At 66.1% G+C, this 15,793-nt stretch carries 17 protein-coding genes; 8 read left to right on the forward strand and 9 right to left on the reverse strand.

The features are described from left to right. Nucleotides 1–42: 42 nt before the first annotated feature. The 3 genes from hrcA (at nt 43) to BLA15945_RS20055 (ending at nt 2,757) form a co-directional block, all read left to right on the forward strand. On the forward strand, nt 43–1,065 hold the full coding sequence (hrcA, locus tag BLA15945_RS20045) for a heat-inducible transcriptional repressor HrcA (protein WP_011544637.1): 1,023 nt from the start codon (nt 43–45) through the stop codon (nt 1,063–1,065). A 135-nt stretch (nt 1,066–1,200) separates the two neighbouring features. Then, nucleotides 1,201–2,265, forward strand: a complete 1,065-nt coding sequence (hemH, locus tag BLA15945_RS20050) for a ferrochelatase (protein ID WP_059236013.1) — start codon at nt 1,201–1,203, stop codon at nt 2,263–2,265. Between the two features lie 84 nt (nt 2,266–2,349). Beyond that, entirely contained in the window at nt 2,350–2,757 is a 408-nt protein-coding gene (locus BLA15945_RS20055) for an RNA-binding S4 domain-containing protein (protein ID WP_174993214.1), read from the forward strand. On the opposite strand, the gene BLA15945_RS20060 is transcribed toward BLA15945_RS20055, so the two are convergent. Next, complete coding sequence (locus BLA15945_RS20060; RefSeq protein ID WP_174993215.1) at nt 2,729–2,890, reverse strand: hypothetical protein; 162 nt, start codon at nt 2,888–2,890, stop codon at nt 2,729–2,731. The genes BLA15945_RS20055 and BLA15945_RS20060 overlap by 29 nt on opposite strands. A gap of 355 nt (nt 2,891–3,245) precedes the next feature. On the opposite strand from BLA15945_RS20060, the gene grpE reads away from it, so the two are divergent. The 5 genes from grpE (at nt 3,246) to BLA15945_RS20085 (ending at nt 9,685) form a co-directional block, all read left to right on the forward strand. Then, nucleotides 3,246–3,791, forward strand: a complete 546-nt coding sequence (grpE, locus tag BLA15945_RS20065; RefSeq protein ID WP_059236009.1) for a nucleotide exchange factor GrpE — start codon at nt 3,246–3,248, stop codon at nt 3,789–3,791. 10 nt (nt 3,792–3,801) lie between these two features. Further along, a complete protein-coding gene (locus BLA15945_RS20070; RefSeq protein WP_059236007.1) occupies nt 3,802–4,227 on the forward strand; it encodes a thioredoxin family protein in 426 nt (141 codons plus the stop codon). Between the two features lie 147 nt (nt 4,228–4,374). Next, nucleotides 4,375–6,327, forward strand: coding sequence for a molecular chaperone DnaK (gene dnaK, locus BLA15945_RS20075; protein WP_174993216.1), 1,953 nt, complete (start codon nt 4,375–4,377; stop codon nt 6,325–6,327). A 265-nt stretch (nt 6,328–6,592) separates the two neighbouring features. Further along, the gene (gene dnaJ, locus BLA15945_RS20080; protein WP_043189531.1) at nt 6,593–7,729 is read left to right on the forward strand and encodes a molecular chaperone DnaJ; all 1,137 of its coding nucleotides are present in this window, start codon (nt 6,593–6,595) and stop codon (nt 7,727–7,729) included. A 3-nt stretch (nt 7,730–7,732) separates the two neighbouring features. Then, nucleotides 7,733–9,685 carry a chorismate-binding protein gene (locus tag BLA15945_RS20085; RefSeq protein ID WP_174993217.1) on the forward strand — a complete coding sequence of 651 codons (1,953 nt, stop codon included), beginning with the start codon at nt 7,733–7,735 and terminating at the stop codon, nt 9,683–9,685. A gap of 7 nt (nt 9,686–9,692) precedes the next feature. On the opposite strand, the gene BLA15945_RS20090 is transcribed toward BLA15945_RS20085, so the two are convergent. The 8 genes from BLA15945_RS20090 to hda all read right to left on the reverse strand — a co-directional run bounded on the left by BLA15945_RS20090 (nt 9,693) and on the right by hda (nt 15,763). Beyond that, a complete protein-coding gene (locus tag BLA15945_RS20090; protein WP_174993218.1) occupies nt 9,693–10,142 on the reverse strand; it encodes an STY0301 family protein in 450 nt (149 codons plus the stop codon). Next, entirely contained in the window at nt 10,139–10,519 is a 381-nt protein-coding gene (locus BLA15945_RS20095; RefSeq protein ID WP_174993219.1) for a BPSL0067 family protein, read from the reverse strand. Before BLA15945_RS20095 ends, BLA15945_RS20090 begins: the two co-directional genes overlap by 4 nt. A gap of 156 nt (nt 10,520–10,675) precedes the next feature. After that, nucleotides 10,676–11,491 (reverse strand): 3-methyl-2-oxobutanoate hydroxymethyltransferase, encoded by an 816-nt coding sequence (gene panB / locus BLA15945_RS20100; RefSeq protein ID WP_059236002.1) that lies wholly within the window; start codon nt 11,489–11,491, stop codon nt 10,676–10,678. Between the two features lie 43 nt (nt 11,492–11,534). Then, nucleotides 11,535–12,221, reverse strand: a complete 687-nt coding sequence (locus BLA15945_RS20105) for a deoxynucleoside kinase (RefSeq protein WP_059236000.1) — start codon at nt 12,219–12,221, stop codon at nt 11,535–11,537. Further along, nucleotides 12,218–12,760 carry a 2-amino-4-hydroxy-6-hydroxymethyldihydropteridine diphosphokinase gene (folK, locus tag BLA15945_RS20110; RefSeq protein ID WP_006476832.1) on the reverse strand — a complete coding sequence of 181 codons (543 nt, stop codon included), beginning with the start codon at nt 12,758–12,760 and terminating at the stop codon, nt 12,218–12,220. Before folK ends, BLA15945_RS20105 begins: the two co-directional genes overlap by 4 nt. 35 nt (nt 12,761–12,795) lie before the next feature. Then, nucleotides 12,796–14,334, reverse strand: a complete 1,539-nt coding sequence (gene pcnB, locus BLA15945_RS20115; RefSeq protein ID WP_174993220.1) for a polynucleotide adenylyltransferase PcnB — start codon at nt 14,332–14,334, stop codon at nt 12,796–12,798. 5 nt (nt 14,335–14,339) lie between these two features. Further along, nucleotides 14,340–15,017 (reverse strand): histidinol-phosphatase, encoded by a 678-nt coding sequence (locus BLA15945_RS20120; protein ID WP_034182802.1) that lies wholly within the window; start codon nt 15,015–15,017, stop codon nt 14,340–14,342. An 11-nt stretch (nt 15,018–15,028) separates the two neighbouring features. Further along, nucleotides 15,029–15,763 (reverse strand): DnaA regulatory inactivator Hda, encoded by a 735-nt coding sequence (hda, locus tag BLA15945_RS20125; protein WP_059235994.1) that lies wholly within the window; start codon nt 15,761–15,763, stop codon nt 15,029–15,031. Nucleotides 15,764–15,793 lie beyond the last annotated feature (30 nt).

A 15,793-nucleotide genomic window follows, 5' to 3' on the forward strand; every position in this document is an offset into this window, starting at 1 on the left:
GCCACTCGCCGCGGTCGCGCGGTTGCGCTAAAATTTTCCACCATGCTAGATCCTCGCGCACGAACCCTCCTGAAAACCCTGATCGAACGGTATATCGCCGACGGTCAGCCAGTCGGATCGCGCACGTTGTCCCGTTATTCCGGGCTCGAGCTGAGCCCGGCGACGATCCGCAACGTGATGTCCGACCTGGAGGAGCTCGGCCTCGTGTCGAGCCCGCACACGTCGGCCGGCCGCGTGCCGACGCCGCGCGGCTACCGGCTGTTCGTCGACACGATGCTGACGGTCGAGGCGCCGATCGACGCCGAAGCCGTCGCGCGGCAGGTGCAGAACACGCTGCAGGCCGGCGAGCCGCAGCAGCGGGTGGTCGCGGCCGCCGCGAGCGTGCTGTCGAACCTGTCGCAGTTCGCGGGCGTCGTGCTGACGCCGCGCCGCAGCCACGTGTTCAAGCAGATCGAGTTCATGCGCCTGTCCGACAAGCGCATCCTGCTGATCATCGTCACGCCCGAGGGCGACGTGCAGAACCGGATGCTCGCGACGCCGCGCGACTATTCGCCGTCGCAGCTGACCGAGGCGTCCAATTACATCAACGCGCATTTCGCCGGCCTGTCGTTCGACGAGGTGCGCCGCCGCCTGCGCGACGAGATCGACCAGCTGCGCGGCGACATGACCACGCTGATGCACGCGGCCGTGACGGCCAGTACCGAGGTGCCCGACACCGAGGACACCGTGCTGATTTCCGGCGAGCGCAACCTGCTCGAAGTGGCGGATCTGTCGTCCGACATGGCGCGGCTGCGCAAGCTGTTCGACGTGTTCGACCAAAAGACGGGCCTCCTGCAACTGCTCGACGTGTCGAGCCACGCCCAGGGCGTGCAGATCTTCATCGGCGGCGAATCGACGCTCGTGCCGATCGAGGAAATGAGCGTCGTCACCGCGCCTTACGAGGTGAACGGGCAGATCGTCGGCACGCTCGGCGTGATCGGCCCGACCCGCATGGCGTACAACCGCGTGATCCCGATCGTCGACATCACCGCGCGCCTGCTGTCGCTCACGCTGAGCCAGCAATAGGCTGCAATCGGCAGCCTGATCCCGCCCCGTCATCGTGTCGCAATGCCGCACGCGCCGACAGTCGGCCGAACGGCACGGGGCGGCCCGCTATAATTGAGAGCCGTCCGGTCCCGTGCCCCGAGCACGTTCTTGCCCATGCGTTTCGATCTTGAGCCGCCTTCGAGCATCGCGGCTGCCCATCGCATCGGTGTGCTGCTGATCAATCTCGGCACGCCCGACGCGCCCACGCCGCGTGCGGTGCGGCGCTACCTCGCCGAATTCCTGTCGGATCCGCGCGTCGTCGAGATTCCGCAGGCCGTCTGGCAGGTGCTGCTGCGCACGCTGATCCTGCCGCTGCGCGGCCGCGCGTCCGCGAAGAAATACGCGGCCGTCTGGATGCCCGAGGGCTCGCCGCTGCGCGTGTACACCGAGCGCCAGACCGACAGCGTGCGGCACCTGCTCACGTCGAACGGCTATCACGTGACGGTCGACTACGCGATGCGCTACGGCAGCCCCAGCATTTCGCACGCACTCGCGCAGTTCAAGCGCGCGGGCGTCGAGCGCGTGCTGCTGATGCCGATGTATCCGCAATACTCGGCGTCGACCACGGCCACCGCCTTCGATGCCGCCTTCGACGCGCTCGCGCGCATGCGCAACCAGCCGGAAGTGCGCACGGTACGGCATTACGCCGACCATCCGGCCTATATCCATGCGCTGGCCGAGCAGGTGCGCCAGTACTGGGCGCAGCACGGCCGCCCCGATTTCGCGGCCGGCGACAAGCTCGTGCTGAGTTTCCACGGCGTGCCGAAGCGCACGCTCGACCTCGGCGACCCGTATCACGACCAGTGCCAGCAGACGGGCGCGTTGCTGATGGCCGCGCTCGGGCTGTCGACGACCGAATGCCGCGTGACGTTCCAGTCGCGCTTCGGCAAGGCCGAATGGCTGCAGCCGTACACCGCGCCGACGCTGCGCGAGTTCGGCGAGGCCGGCGTGCGGCGGGCCGACGTGTTCTGTCCTGGTTTCACGGCCGATTGCCTGGAGACGATCGAGGAGATCGGCATGGAAGTGCGCGACGCGTTCCTCGCCGGCGGCGGCAAGACGTTCCACCGCATTCCGTGCCTGAACGGCGCGCCCGCGTGGATCGGCGCGGTCGGCGAGATCGTCGCCGAGAATCTGCAGGGCTGGCCGGTCAAGGCCGCGCAGCCCGAAACGGTGAACTGAGATGAAACGATCCCCACGCTCACTTTGCTCGCTGCCCCCCGAGGGGGCGGTCAGCCTCCTTGGGGCAGCCCGGCGGAGGCTGACATGAACTACCAGATTTCCACGGACCCCGGCGCGAAGCTGCGCATCGACAAATGGCTATGGGCGGCCCGCTTCTTCAAGACGCGCTCGCTCGCGACCGATGCGGTCGACAAGGGGCACGTGAAGATCGGCGGCGCGGCGATCAAGCCGGCGAAGGACGTGCGGGTGGGCGACGAGGTGGAGATTGCGATCGACGGCATCGTCTGGCACATTGCCGTGCTGGGCGTGTGCGACGTGCGCGGGCCTGCGAGCGTCGCGCAGGCGCTTTACGCGGAAACGGAAGCAGGGCGGGCCGCGCGGCTCGCCGAACTGGAGCGGCGCCGCACGTATCGCGAGCCGGCGGCCGAACTGCACGGCCGGCCGACGAAGCGCGACCGGCGCATCATCGACAGATTTTCGGGTGGGCGCTGAACATCTGGTCGAATGTCGCCCGCGCGCTGCCGTATTCGGTCGTGCGGTCGGTAACGGCTCCGGACAGGCAGATGGTGGTGGTGCCGGCAATGAGTACCAGCGCGACCACCGATATCGCAAAGGTCAGTTTCACGGTACTCCCCTCGGGCTCAAGGGTGAAAACGGCGCCAGGTGGATGTCAGGCGGCGGTCAGCTAGGGGTAAACACGCTTTTCCGACGCTTGACTGGAGTGTAGTGCAGCGGGCCTGTGCCAAGCTAGTACTTGCCAGGTAAGCGTTGTTACAGCCGGTTTCGCCCGATCTGGTGGACTGTGCGGGCCACGCACCGCCGGGCGGCGCGGTTGTTTCGCGGCATTGGCGAATGCCGGCGAATAACCCTCTTGAAATCGCAGTTTTCGCCCTTATTTGCACCAACAATGTGCGGTTCCGCCGGGTATACGGTCCGGCGGTTGCCGATTTGGCTTCAACCTCTAATCGACTTTCAGCGACATGGAAAACACGCAAGAGAACCCGGCTACCCAATCGGCCGAAGACATCGGCAGCGAGAAGCAGGCGGCGCAAGGCGCCGCTCCCGCCGCCGAAGCAGCCGACGCGGCGCTCGCGGAGGCTCAAGCCAAGGTCGCCGAGCTGCAGGAGAGCTACCTGCGGGCGAAGGCCGAGACCGAGAACGTCCGCCGCCGCGCGCAGGACGACGTGTCGAAGGCGCACAAGTTCGCGATCGAGAGCTTCGCGGAACACCTGCTGCCGGTGCTGGACAGCCTGGAAGCGGCCGTCAGCGACACGTCCGGCGACATCGCGAAGGTCCGCGAAGGCGTCGAGCTGACGCTGCGCCAGCTGACGAGCGCGCTCGAGAAGGGCCGCGTCGTCGCGCTCAACCCGGTCGGCGAGAAGTTCGATCCGCATCAGCACCAGGCGATTTCGATGGTGCCGGCCGATCAGGAGCCGAACACCGTCGTCACCGTGCTGCAAAAGGGCTATACGATCGCCGACCGCGTGCTGCGTCCGGCGCTCGTCACCGTCGCCCAGCCGAAGTAAGGCTGCCGGGATGGTGCCCGCCGGCGTCGATCCGGCCGCGTTCGACGCGTTCGACATGCAGGCGCTCGACGCCGGCACGTTCGACGCGGCCATCGGCGGCGCGGGCGACGCGCTGGCGGTGGTGTTCTTCTGGGGCGTCGACTGCTTCAACTGCGAGATCGCGAAGAAGGCGATGCTCGCCCAGCCCGACGCGATCCGCGCGCTGGATCTGAAGTGGTTCCATTGCAACGTGTACGAACACCATCAGCTGGGGCGCCGCTTCGGGCTGCACGGCGTGCCGACGTGGTTCTTCTTCCACCGCGGCAAGCGGCTGGGCCGCGCGACGGGCTGGCATGGCCTCGCGCAGTTCCAGGCGGCCGTGTCGGCGGCGCGGGCGAAGGTCGCGGCGGCGGCCGGCGATCCGCCGGGCGGCGATCCGCTGGCCGGCGGCGATTGAAAAAATTTAATATCCGCATCGCTCGTCGGGTCTTGAAAACGGACCGGACGGACGCATTTCGGGAACAGAGTTGAATTCTGGCGTGCGAAACCGCCCAAAAACGCGGGGTTTCGTGCAGCAAACAAGCATTTCTGGAGATTAGGAAAAATGGGAAAGATCATCGGTATTGACCTCGGCACCACGAACTCGTGCGTCGCCATCATGGAAGGCAACCAGGTCAAGGTCATCGAGAACTCGGAAGGCACGCGCACCACGCCGTCGATCATCGCCTACATGGACGACAACGAAGTGCTCGTCGGCGCGCCGGCCAAGCGTCAGTCGGTGACCAACCCGAAGAACACGCTGTTCGCCGTGAAGCGCCTGATCGGCCGCCGCTTCGAAGAGAAGGAAGTCCAGAAGGACATCGGCCTGATGCCGTACACCATCGTCAAGGCCGACAACGGCGACGCATGGGTTGAAGCGCACGGCGAAAAGCTCGCGCCGCCGCAGGTTTCGGCGGAAGTGCTGCGCAAGATGAAGAAGACGGCCGAAGACTACCTCGGCGAGCCGGTCACGGAAGCCGTGATCACGGTGCCGGCGTACTTCAACGACAGCCAGCGCCAGGCGACCAAGGACGCCGGCCGCATCGCAGGCCTCGAAGTCAAGCGGATCATCAACGAGCCGACCGCAGCCGCGCTCGCGTTCGGTCTCGACAAGGTCGAGAAGGGCGATCGAAAGATCGCCGTGTATGACCTCGGCGGCGGCACGTTCGACGTGTCGATCATCGAGATCGCGGACGTCGACGGCGAAATGCAGTTCGAAGTGCTGTCGACCAACGGCGACACGTTCCTCGGCGGCGAAGACTTCGACCAGCGCATCATCGATTACATCATCGGCGAGTTCAAGAAGGAGCAGGGCGTCGACCTGTCGAAGGACGTGCTCGCGCTGCAGCGCCTGAAGGAAGCCGCTGAAAAGGCGAAGATCGAGCTGTCGTCGAGCCAGCAGACCGAAATCAACCTGCCGTACATCACGGCGGACGCGTCGGGCCCGAAGCACTTGAACCTGAAGATCACCCGCGCGAAGCTGGAAGCGCTGGTGGAAGACCTCGTCGAGCGCACGATCGAACCGTGCCGCATCGCGATCAAGGACGCAGGCGTCAAGGTGTCGGACATCGACGACGTGATCCTGGTCGGCGGCCAGACGCGCATGCCGAAGGTGCTGGAAAAGGTGAAGGAGTTCTTCGGCAAGGATCCGCGCCGTGACGTGAACCCGGACGAAGCCGTCGCAGTCGGCGCGGCGATCCAGGGCCAGGTCCTGTCGGGCGACCGCAAGGACGTGCTGCTGCTCGACGTGACCCCGCTGTCGCTCGGTATCGAGACGCTCGGCGGCGTGATGACGAAGATGATCAGCAAGAACACGACGATCCCGACGAAGCACGCACAGGTGTACTCGACGGCCGACGACAACCAGGGCGCCGTGACGATCAAGGTGTTCCAGGGCGAGCGCGAAATGGCAGCGGGCAACAAGCTGCTCGGCGAGTTCAACCTCGAAGGCATCCCGCCCGCACCGCGTGGCGTGCCGCAGATCGAAGTGACCTTCGACATCGACGCGAACGGCATCCTGCACGTCGGCGCGAAGGACAAGGCGACCGGCAAGGAAAACAAGATCACGATCAAGGCGAACTCGGGCCTGTCCGAAGCTGAAATCGACCAGATGATCAAGGACGCGGAAGCGAACGCAGCGGAAGACCACAAGCTGCGCGAGCTGGCCGATTCGCGCAACCAGGGCGATGCACTGGTCCACAGCACGAAGAAGGCGCTGTCCGAGTACGGCGACAAGCTGGACGCGGGCGAGAAGGAAGCGATCGAAGCGTCGCTGAAGTCGCTCGAGGAAGTGCTGAAGGACACGTCGGCCGACAAGGCGGCGATCGACGCGAAGGTCGAGGAACTCGGCAAGGTGTCGCAGAAGCTCGGCGAGAAGATGTACGCCGACATGCAGGCCCAGCAGGCAGGTGCGGCTGGCGCGGCCGGTGCAGCGGAAGGCGCGGCCCACGCGGGTGGCGCACAGCAGGCTGCCGACGACGTCGTCGACGCCGAGTTCAAGGAAGTGAAGAAGGACTAAGCCGGGTTGCAATGGCACCGCACGCCGCGCGTGGAAACGCGCGCGGCGCGACTGACCAGCGGCTGAAAAGCGGTCTGTCTTTCCTTCCGGATGGCCGGATCGACTCCACGCCTGGCGGGCTTCGCGGCCCTCCGGGCACATTTGTTTTTTGGCGGGTGCTGCGCGAGCCGTCCGCGGACGGCGCAGCGCCAGACGAGTCGAGAGACTTTACTGCAGGCGAAAGGAGCCGCCGCGTGCGCGATGCGTGGCGGCACAGTGAATCGATATGGCGAAACGGGATTACTACGAGGTTCTGGGCGTCGCGAAGAATGCGAGCGACGACGAAATCAAGAAGGCATATCGCAAGCTTGCGATGAAGTATCACCCTGACCGCAATCCGGACAACAAGGATGCGGAAGAGCATTTCAAAGAGGTGAAGGAAGCCTATGAAATGCTGTCGGATGGTCAGAAGCGGGCCGCGTACGACCAGTACGGCCACGCGGGCGTCGATCCGAACATGGGCGGTGCGGGTGCACAGGGCTTCGGCGGCTTCGCGGATGCGTTCGGCGACATCTTCGGCGACATCTTCGGTCAGGCTGCGGGCGGCGCCGCGCGCGGCGGCCGTGGCGGCCCGCAGGTGTACCGCGGCGCCGACCTGCGCTACAGCATGGAAATCACGCTCGAGCAAGCTGCGCACGGCTACGACACGCAGATCCGCGTGCCGAGCTGGGTATCGTGCGAGGTGTGCCACGGGTCGGGCGCGAAGCCCGGCACGAAGCCGGAAACCTGCCCGACCTGTCATGGCCAGGGCACGGTGCGCATGTCGCAGGGCTTCTTCAGCATCCAGCAGACCTGCCCGAAGTGTCATGGCACGGGCACCTACATTCCCGAGCCGTGCGTGCATTGCCACGGGTCGGGCAAGGTGAAGGAAACCAAGACGCTCGAAGTGAAGATCCCGGCCGGGATCGACGACGGGATGCGGATCCGCTCGGCCGGCAACGGCGAGCCGGGCATCAACGGCGGGCCGCCGGGCGACCTGTACGTCGAGATCCACATCAAGCCGCACTCGGTGTTCGAGCGCGACGGCGACGATCTTCACTGCCAGATGCCGATCCCGTTCACGACCGCCGCGCTCGGCGGCGAGATCGAAGTGCCGACGCTGGCCGGCCGTGCATCGTTCCCGGTGCCGGAAGGCACGCAGTCGGGCAAGACGTTCCGCCTGCGCGGCAAGGGCATCAAGGGGCTGCGTTCGAGCATCGCGGGCGATCTGTACGTGCACGTGCAGGTCGAGACGCCCGTGAAACTGACCGACAACCAGCGCGACCTGCTCAAGCAGTTCGAGAAATCGCTGGCCGAGGGCGGCGCGCGTCACAGCCCGCAGAGCAAGAGCTGGTTTGACCGTGTGAAGAGCTTCTTCGAGTAAAGCATGACTGAAGGCAACGAGAGCGCGTCGTTCGCGCTCTTGGACGATTGCGACTCGACCGCGTCCGCGCGGTCGAGTCGTTTGTATTCGGGCTTCGTGCACGAACGCGTGTGCACGGACCCGGCGCAGCTCGACGAAATCGATGCGGCGGTCGCGCAGGACCTGCGCGACGGGCTGCACGCGGTCGTCGTCGGCGATTACGAATTCGGACGCAACCTGCAACGAGCGCAGCCGGGCCATGCCCCGCTGCGCTTTTTGCTGTATGCGCATTGCGAGCGCCTGTCGCGCGACGAAGTCGACGCGTGGCTTGCGCAGCAGGACGGCGGCGGCGCGCCGTCGATCGCGGGTGTCGCGCATGTCGCGAAAAGTGTATCGCGCGACGCGTTCGACGCGGCGATCGCCGCGGTGCACGACGCGTTGCGCGCGGGCGATTCGTACCAGGTCAACTACACGTACCGGCTGAATTTCGACGTATTCGGCACGCCGCTCGCGCTGTACCGGCGGCTGCGCGCGCGCCAGCCCGTGCGGTACGGCGCGCTGATCGCGCTGCCCGGCGGCGCGTGGGTCGTGTCGTGTTCGCCGGAACTGTTCGTCGAGAAGCACGGCGACGTGCTGCGCGCGCGGCCGATGAAGGGCACCGCGCCGCGGTCGGCCGATCCGCGCGACGACGCGGCAGCTGCCGCGTTCCTCGCGAACGATCCGAAGAACCGCGCGGAAAACGTGATGATCGTCGACCTGCTGCGCAACGACGTGTCGCGGATCGCGCGAACCGGCACCGTCAAGGTGCCGGCGCTGTTCTCCGTCGAACCGTATGCGTCGGTGTGGCAGATGACGTCGACGGTCGAGGCCGGCTGGCGCGATGGCACGACGTTCGCGCAGATGCTGCGCGCGCTGTTTCCATGTGGGTCGATCACGGGCGCGCCGAAGTACAAGACGATGCAGCTGATCGATGCGATCGAGTCGACGCCGCGCGGGCTTTATACGGGCGCGATCGGCTGGCTCGACGCCGTGAAGCAAGGCGCCGATTCCGACGCGACGGGTGATCGCCTGGCCGGTTGTGGCGACTTCTGCCTGTCGGTCGCGATCCGCACGTTGACGCTCGATGCTGCGGGCGACGGTGCTGACCGCGAAGGTGCGACCGGTGCCGGCGCCGAAGCACGCAATCCGGCAACGCCAATCACCGGTCGGCGCCGCGGCTCGATGGGTGTCGGCGCGGGCATCGTGCTCGACAGCGTCGCGGCCGACGAATATGCGGAGTGCGAATTGAAGGCACGATTCCTGACGGACGCCGATCCCGGCTTCCAGCTGTTCGAAACGACGGCCGCCACGCGTGCGGACGGTATTCGCCATCTCGACCGCCATCTCGCCCGGCTGCAGCGCAGCGCGGATGCGTTCGGCTTCCGCTTCGACGCCGACGCGTTGCGCCGCGAGATCGACGCGCGCTGCGCGGCGCTCGACGGCGGCGATGCTTACCGGATGAAGCTCGCGCTCGCGAAGGACGGCACGGTCGAAATCGTCGCGGCGGCGCTCAAGGCGTTGCCGGCAGGGCCGGTCGGCGTGATGCTGGCGTCCGCGCACGGTTTCGCACCGACCCGCGCGAGCGATGCGCTGCTGCTGCACAAGACCACGCGCCGCGCCGAATATGACCGCGCGTGGCAGGCGGCGGAAGCGCTGGGCGGCTTCGACATGCTGTTCGTCAACGAGCGCGGCGAGGTGACGGAAGGCGGGCGCTCGAACCTGTTCGTGAAGCTCGACGGCCAGTGGGTGACGCCGCCCCTCGCGTCCGGCGTGCTGCCAGGCGTGATGCGCGGCGTGCTGCTCGACGATCCGACACTAGGCGCAAAAGAGCGCGCGCTGATGCTCGATGATGTGCTGAACGCGGATGAGTTGATGATCTGCAATGCGTTGCGCGGGCCGATTGCAGCGCGGCTGATTCACGGCTGCGCACCGGCCTGAACGCGGATTACCTTTGCGGCGTACATTGCCAGCTTTGTACGATGGCGTGCCCACTTTTGTAGCGTGCGATGCAAGTCTGTGCCTGTTTGCCCAGTGGCCGTGCGATTACGACGCTCGTATTGCCGTAGTCGCACGAAACCCAGTAGTCTTCACGGTTTTCGGCAAGCGACCAGATATGAATGTCGCTTTTTGACTCGGAACGCGAGCGGTTCGGCCGCAACGACATCATCCGATCCGGCGGCCCTGACCAGAAGGTGACGCTGGCAAGTGGATAGGTGTTTTGCGTGTCGAAGTTTTTCCAGCCATCGGGTGGTTGACCATCGAGTTGCTGGGTAACGGCAATGCGTGTGGGGCAATCCGTGCTTGCCGCGAACGCGGGTAACGCGGCGAGCGGACTGCATGCGAGCGCGGCGATGGTGAGCAGCCGATTCGGTGTTGGGCGGATGAACATCGTCATTTCACGACCGAAAATGCATCGGCGTTATTGCTCGGATCGATGTAACGGCCGTTTTTGTCCTTGCCTTTGAACGGAATGCCTCTTCTCTGAATTGCCTTGAGTGAACGCCATTGTTCAACGACGTGGATACCTCGGACATCCTGGCCTAGATAGAACGCTGCATGATTGCCGTGTGGTCGGCTTGGGTAGCGATCGTTCTCGAACGTTGCAATGACGGTTCCAACGCGGAGACTCTGATCGCCGCTTGCTTTTTTCTCCGGGCGCCAGATGGCGGTGGGGCCGACGGAAGCGTAAATTTTGACCGGCGCGACGCATTCTCCGTCGCCTGCGAGCTTTTGCCCGACGAGTTCAGTCGCCTTCTCATACACGTGAGCCATCTTTGTCGCTCCTTCGATTGACGAAGGCTGGATGGTTTCAGCGACGAAGGCGAGCAGAAATAGGACGAGTTAGAAAGTATGTGCTGTCCATCGGGGCAGTGCGAATAGCGGTGTGCCGCAGCTTGCCGCCAGCGCGCCACGGCACTGTCGCCCGGATTAGAACGAATGCTCGGGGCCGGGGAACGACCGGTCCTTCACCGCGCTCACATAAGCTTCGACGGCCGCCTGAATGTTCGGCTGGCCCTGCATGAAGTCCTTCACGAATCGCGGCCGCTTGCCGGGAAACACGCCGAGCATGTCGTGCAGCACGAGCACCTGCCCCGAGCAGTCGACGCCCGCGCCGATGCCGATCGTCGGAATCTTCAGCATGTGCGTGACTTCGGACGCGACGAGCGTCGGCACGGCTTCGAGCACGACGAGTTGCGCGCCCGCGTCCTCGACCGCGCGCGCGTCGCGCAGCAGCTGCGCGGCGCCGGCTTCGGTCTTGCCCTGCACCTTGAAGCCGCCGAACGCATGCACCGATTGCGGCGTGAGGCCGACGTGCGCGCACACGGGCACCGAGCGTTCGACGAGGAAGCGGATCGTTTCGGCGAGCCATTCGCCGCCTTCGAGCTTGACCATCTGCGCGCCCGCGCGCATCAGCTTGACCGCGTTCGCGAACGCCTCGGCCGGCGTGCCGTACGTGCCGAACGGCAGATCGGCGACGACCAGCGCGCGCGGCTGCGCGCGTGCGACGCAGGCCGTGTGATAGGCGATGTCGTCGAGCGACACGGGCAGCGTGGTCGTGTGGCCCTGCAGCACGTTGCCGAGCGAATCGCCGATCAGCAGCACGTCGGTGCCCGCGCGATCGAGCAGCGCGGAAAAGCTCGCGTCGTAGCAGGTGAGCATCGCGATCTTCTCGCCGGCGTCGCGCATTGCCTGCAGCTTGGGCACCGTCACGGCAGGCCGGCTCGATTCCTGGAGATAGGTCATGGGAAATCCGGGTCGATGGGTGAAGAACGACAGGCGGGACGCGTCAGCGCGTCGTCTCGCCCTTGACGAAGAATTCCTTGCGGCCGCGCATCGTCTCGATGCGCTCGACCAGCAGGGCGAGATCTTCGGGGGAGTCCAGCGGGTTCAGGTGTTCCGCGGCGACCGTCAGCACCGGCGTGCGGTCGTAGTGGTAGAAAAATTCGTTGTACGCGTCGACGAGCGAGCGCAGGTACGCATCGCTGATCTGCAGCTCCATCGGCAGCCCGCGCTTCTGGATGCGCGAGAACAGCACTTCAGGGCTCGCCTGCAGATAGACGACGAGGTCGGGCGACGGCGCCTGCGGCACGTCGACGTGCGTCGCGACCGAGCGATACAGCTGCCATTCGTCTTCCGGCAGGTTCAGCCGCGCGAAGATGTCGTTCTTCTGCGGCATGAAATCGGCGATGACGGGGCGGCCCGTTTCGAGCGCGCCGATCAGCTCGCGCGCCTGCTGCGCGCGCTGCAGCGCGAACGACAGCTGCACGGGCAGCGCGTAGCGCGCGGTGTCGCGATAGAAGCGTTCGAGGAACGGGTTGTCCTGCGGGCGTTCGAGCAGCGTCTGCATCGACCAGCGCTCGGCGAGCAGGCGCGCGAGCGTCGTCTTGCCGACGCCGATCGGGCCTTCGATCACGAGATAGCGGTGCGGGGCGCGCAGGTCGGGCGCGGTGACAGTCAGCGGAGTCGAGTTCATCGGCAGCGGGTCTTGTCGGCGTCTTCGCCGGCAGCGAGTGCCTTCTGCATCAGGCACTGGCAGGTTTGCACCTTCTCGACGCGCTGGTCTGCCACGGCGGCGAGGAAGGCGTCGGCACGGCCGCGCGCGGGAATGTCGAGCGCCGGCTCGATCTCGACGAGCGGCACGAGCGCAAACGCACGGTCGGTGAGGCGCGGGTGCGGGACGATCAGGTCGGGTTCGTCGATCGAATCGGCGCCGAACAGCAGGATGTCGAGGTCGAGCGTGCGCGGCGCATTGCGATACGGGCGCTCGCGCCCGAAGTGATGTTCGATCTTCTGGCAGAGCGCGAGCAGCTCACGGGCCGACAGCGTCGTGTCGAGCTTGACGACGCAGTTGTAATAGTCGTCGCCGCCCGCTTCGAAGGGCGCCGTGCGATACAGGCTCGATTTGCCGAGGATCGAGATGGTGCGCTGCTGCGCAAGGCACACCACCGCGTCCTTCAGGGTCTGGCGCGCATCGCCGAGATTCGCCCCCAGTCCGATATATGCAACCGTCATGGCATCACTTCCTACGTCGTTCGCCGGCGAGCGCGTCAGTCGTCGGAACCGCCCGCGGTATCCGGTGCCTGCTCGGCGGCACCTTCACCCGGCTGGCGGTTTCGCACACCGCCGCGGCGGCGCCGCTTGCGGGGCGATTTTTCCTTCGAGCCGCCCTGCGTGAGCAATGCCTCGCGAGCAGCCGCGTCGCCTTCGATGAAATCCGTCCACCACTGTCCGACTTCCGCATCGAGCTCGCCGGATTCGCAGCGTAACAGGAGGAAATCATACCCCGCTCTAAACCTTTGGTGTTCCAGCAGCCGCATCGCGCTGCGGCCCGAGCGTTTCTCGAGGCGCAACTGCAGGCCCCAGATCTCGCGCATGTCGGCCGAATAGCGTTTGTGGATCGCGAGTTTCTCGGTCTGCATGTCGAGCACGTCGTCCATCGCGCGATGGAGCGCCGGCACCGGAATTTCGCCTTCGGCCGTGTATTGCTCGAAGCGCTGGCGCATGTCGTGCCACAGCAGCGTCGCGAACAGGAAGCCCGGCGACACCGGCTTGCCGGCGCGCACGCGCGCGTCGGTGTTGTTCAGCGCGAGCGTGATGAACTTCTCGCCCTGCGGCTGTTCGAGTACGACGTCGAGGAGCGGCAGCAGCCCGTGGTGCAGGCCTTCCTTGCGCAGCCGCGTCAGGCATGCGAGCGCGTGGCCCGACAGCAGCAGCTTCAGCATTTCGTCGAACAGGCGTGCGGCCGGCACGTTGTTGATCAGGTCGGCGAGCGCGTTGATCGGCTCGCGCGTGTGCGGCTCGATCTCGAAACCGAGCTTCGCCGCGAAGCGCACGACGCGCAGCATCCGCACCGGATCCTCGCGGAAGCGGGTAGCCGGATCGCCGATCATCCGCAACAGGCGGGCGCGCATGTCGGCCATCCCGTCGTGGTAATCGAGCACCGTCTGCGTCGACGGGTCGTAGTACATCGCGTTGATCGTGAAGTCGCGGCGCGCGGCATCTTCATGCTGCTCGCCCCACACGTTGTCGCGCAGCACGCGGCCGCTCGCGTCGACCGCGTGCGTGCGGCGATCGAGTTCGTCGCGCTTCAGGCGCTTGGGCGGCTCGGCGGCGGCCGCTTCGGGCGGCGCATCGACCAGCGCGCGGAACGTCGACACCTCGATCAGTTCCTGGCCGAACTGCACGTGGACGATCTGGAAGCGGCGGCCGATCAGGCGCGCGCGGCGGAACAGGCGCTGGACTTCGGTCGGCGTCGCGTCGGTCGCGACGTCGAAGTCCTTCGGCGCGATGCCGAGCAGCAGGTCGCGCACGGCGCCGCCGACGATGAACGCGCGAAAGCCTGCCTGCTGCAGCGTGTCGGTCACGCGCACCGCGTTCTTCGAGATCAGCGCCGGATTGATGCCGTGCACGCTGGCCGGCACGACGGTCGGCTCATGGTTGCTGCGCGGCTTTTTCGCGCCACCGCCACGGGTGCCCTTCGGCGCGCGCGGGGCAGCAGGGGCCGCTTCGTCGGCCGGGGCCGCTGCGGGAGAGGTTTGCTCGCTTTCGTCCTGGCCGAGCAGCTTGCGGATGAATTTTTTGATCACGACGTTCAGAAGAGATCGAGGATACGCCAGCCGCGGGTGCTTGCATGCGCACGCAGCGTGTCGTCAGGGTTGGTCGCGATCGGGTCGGTGACTTTCTCGAGCAGCGGGATGTCGTTGTGCGAGTCGCTGTAGAAGTAGCTGTGCGCGAAGTCGTCCCAGTGCTTGCCGAGCGACGCGAGCCACGCTTCGGTCCGCACGATCTTGCCTTCGCGGTAGCTCGGCGTGCCGGTCGGTCGGCCCGTATACGGTGAATCGGGGTGCCCGTCGGTCGTCTCGACCTCGCACGCGATCAGCGTATCGACGCCGAACGCGGTCGCGATCGGGCGCGTGATGAATTCGTTGGTTGCGGTCACGACGCAGCACAGGTCGCCCGCATCGAGGTGCTTGCGCACCAGTTCGAGCGCGGCGGGCGTCATCGCGGGCCGGATCACCTCGTGCATGTACTGCTCGTGCCATTCGGCGAGCTGCGCGCGCGAATACTTCGCGAGCGGCGTGAGCATTGCCGTGAGGTACGCGTGGATGTCGAGCTTGCCGGCCTTGTAGTCGGCGAAGAACTGATCGTTCTGACGCGAGAAGCTTTCCGCGTCGACGATGCCGAGCTTCACCATGAAGCGGCCCCATTCGTGGTCGCTATCGGTCGGGATCAGCGTGTGATCGAGGTCAAAGAGTGCCAGATTAGTCATGGAAGCGCATTTTACTCGAAGCGGTTCGGGCCCGTGCCCGGTGGTGTGATGTCGTCGCCGGGACGCGCGAGCATCCGGCGCAGCAGCGGCAGCGTGACGGCGCGTTTCTGCTCGAGCGAAAAGCGGTCGAGCGCGTCGAGCAAGGCCATCAGGCTCGGCATGTCGCGGCGGAAATGGGTCAGCAAATAGGCGGCGATGTCGTCGGTGAGCGCGATCCCGCGCTCTTTCGCGGCGAGCTTGAGCACCGCGATCTTGCCGGCGTCGGACGGCGGCGACAGGTGGAACACGAGCCCCCAGCCGAGGCGCGTGCGGAGATCCTCGCGCACGTCGAGCGCGAGCGGCGCTGCGGGGCCCGCCGCGACGAACGCGCTCGACGGGTGCGCGCGCACTTCGTTGAACAGGTTGAACAGCGCGACCTGCTGCGTGTCGCTCATCCGGTCGCAGTCGTCGATCGCGTAGATGCCGATGCGCGGATCGAACGTGAACGCGCCGAGCGGGCTCTGCGGCGTCAGGTAGCGCGCGTAGCCGTACGACGCGTCGCTCACGAGCGCCTGCAGCAGGTGGGTGCGGCCGCTGCCGGGCTCGCCCCAGATGTAGAACGACCGGTCCGGCACGGGGCCCGCCGCGAGCGCGAGGTCGAGCTTCTGCAGGCGCGAGATGAGCTCGTCGTTCTCCTCGTTCATGATGAAGTTGTCGAACGTGGCGGGCGGCGGCGTGCCGAGATCGAGCGTCAGTTGACGGGACACAACAGTCACAATGCGGGTCGGTTGAAAATA

Origin of the sequence: Burkholderia arboris, assembly GCF_902499125.1 — a bacterium.
GTDB lineage: Bacteria > Pseudomonadota > Gammaproteobacteria > Burkholderiales > Burkholderiaceae > Burkholderia > Burkholderia arboris.

Coding starts and splice junctions, on each gene's coding strand:
- BLA15945_RS20070 (WP_059236007.1), top strand. CDS start 3,802: ATGGTGCCCGCCGGCGTCGATCCGGCCGCGTTCGACGCGTTCGACATG.
- hrcA (WP_011544637.1), top strand. CDS start 43: ATGCTAGATCCTCGCGCACGAACCCTCCTGAAAACCCTGATCGAACGG.
- panB (WP_059236002.1), bottom strand. CDS start 11,491: ATGACCTATCTCCAGGAATCGAGCCGGCCTGCCGTGACGGTGCCCAAG.
- grpE (WP_059236009.1), top strand. CDS start 3,246: ATGGAAAACACGCAAGAGAACCCGGCTACCCAATCGGCCGAAGACATC.
- BLA15945_RS20085 (WP_174993217.1), top strand. CDS start 7,733: ATGACTGAAGGCAACGAGAGCGCGTCGTTCGCGCTCTTGGACGATTGC.
- folK (WP_006476832.1), bottom strand. CDS start 12,760: ATGACGGTTGCATATATCGGACTGGGGGCGAATCTCGGCGATGCGCGC.
- BLA15945_RS20120 (WP_034182802.1), bottom strand. CDS start 15,017: ATGACTAATCTGGCACTCTTTGACCTCGATCACACGCTGATCCCGACC.
- BLA15945_RS20055 (WP_174993214.1), top strand. CDS start 2,350: ATGAACTACCAGATTTCCACGGACCCCGGCGCGAAGCTGCGCATCGAC.
- hemH (WP_059236013.1), top strand. CDS start 1,201: ATGCGTTTCGATCTTGAGCCGCCTTCGAGCATCGCGGCTGCCCATCGC.
- BLA15945_RS20105 (WP_059236000.1), bottom strand. CDS start 12,221: ATGAACTCGACTCCGCTGACTGTCACCGCGCCCGACCTGCGCGCCCCG.
- BLA15945_RS20095 (WP_174993219.1), bottom strand. CDS start 10,519: ATGGCTCACGTGTATGAGAAGGCGACTGAACTCGTCGGGCAAAAGCTC.
- BLA15945_RS20090 (WP_174993218.1), bottom strand. CDS start 10,142: ATGACGATGTTCATCCGCCCAACACCGAATCGGCTGCTCACCATCGCC.
- dnaJ (WP_043189531.1), top strand. CDS start 6,593: ATGGCGAAACGGGATTACTACGAGGTTCTGGGCGTCGCGAAGAATGCG.
- dnaK (WP_174993216.1), top strand. CDS start 4,375: ATGGGAAAGATCATCGGTATTGACCTCGGCACCACGAACTCGTGCGTC.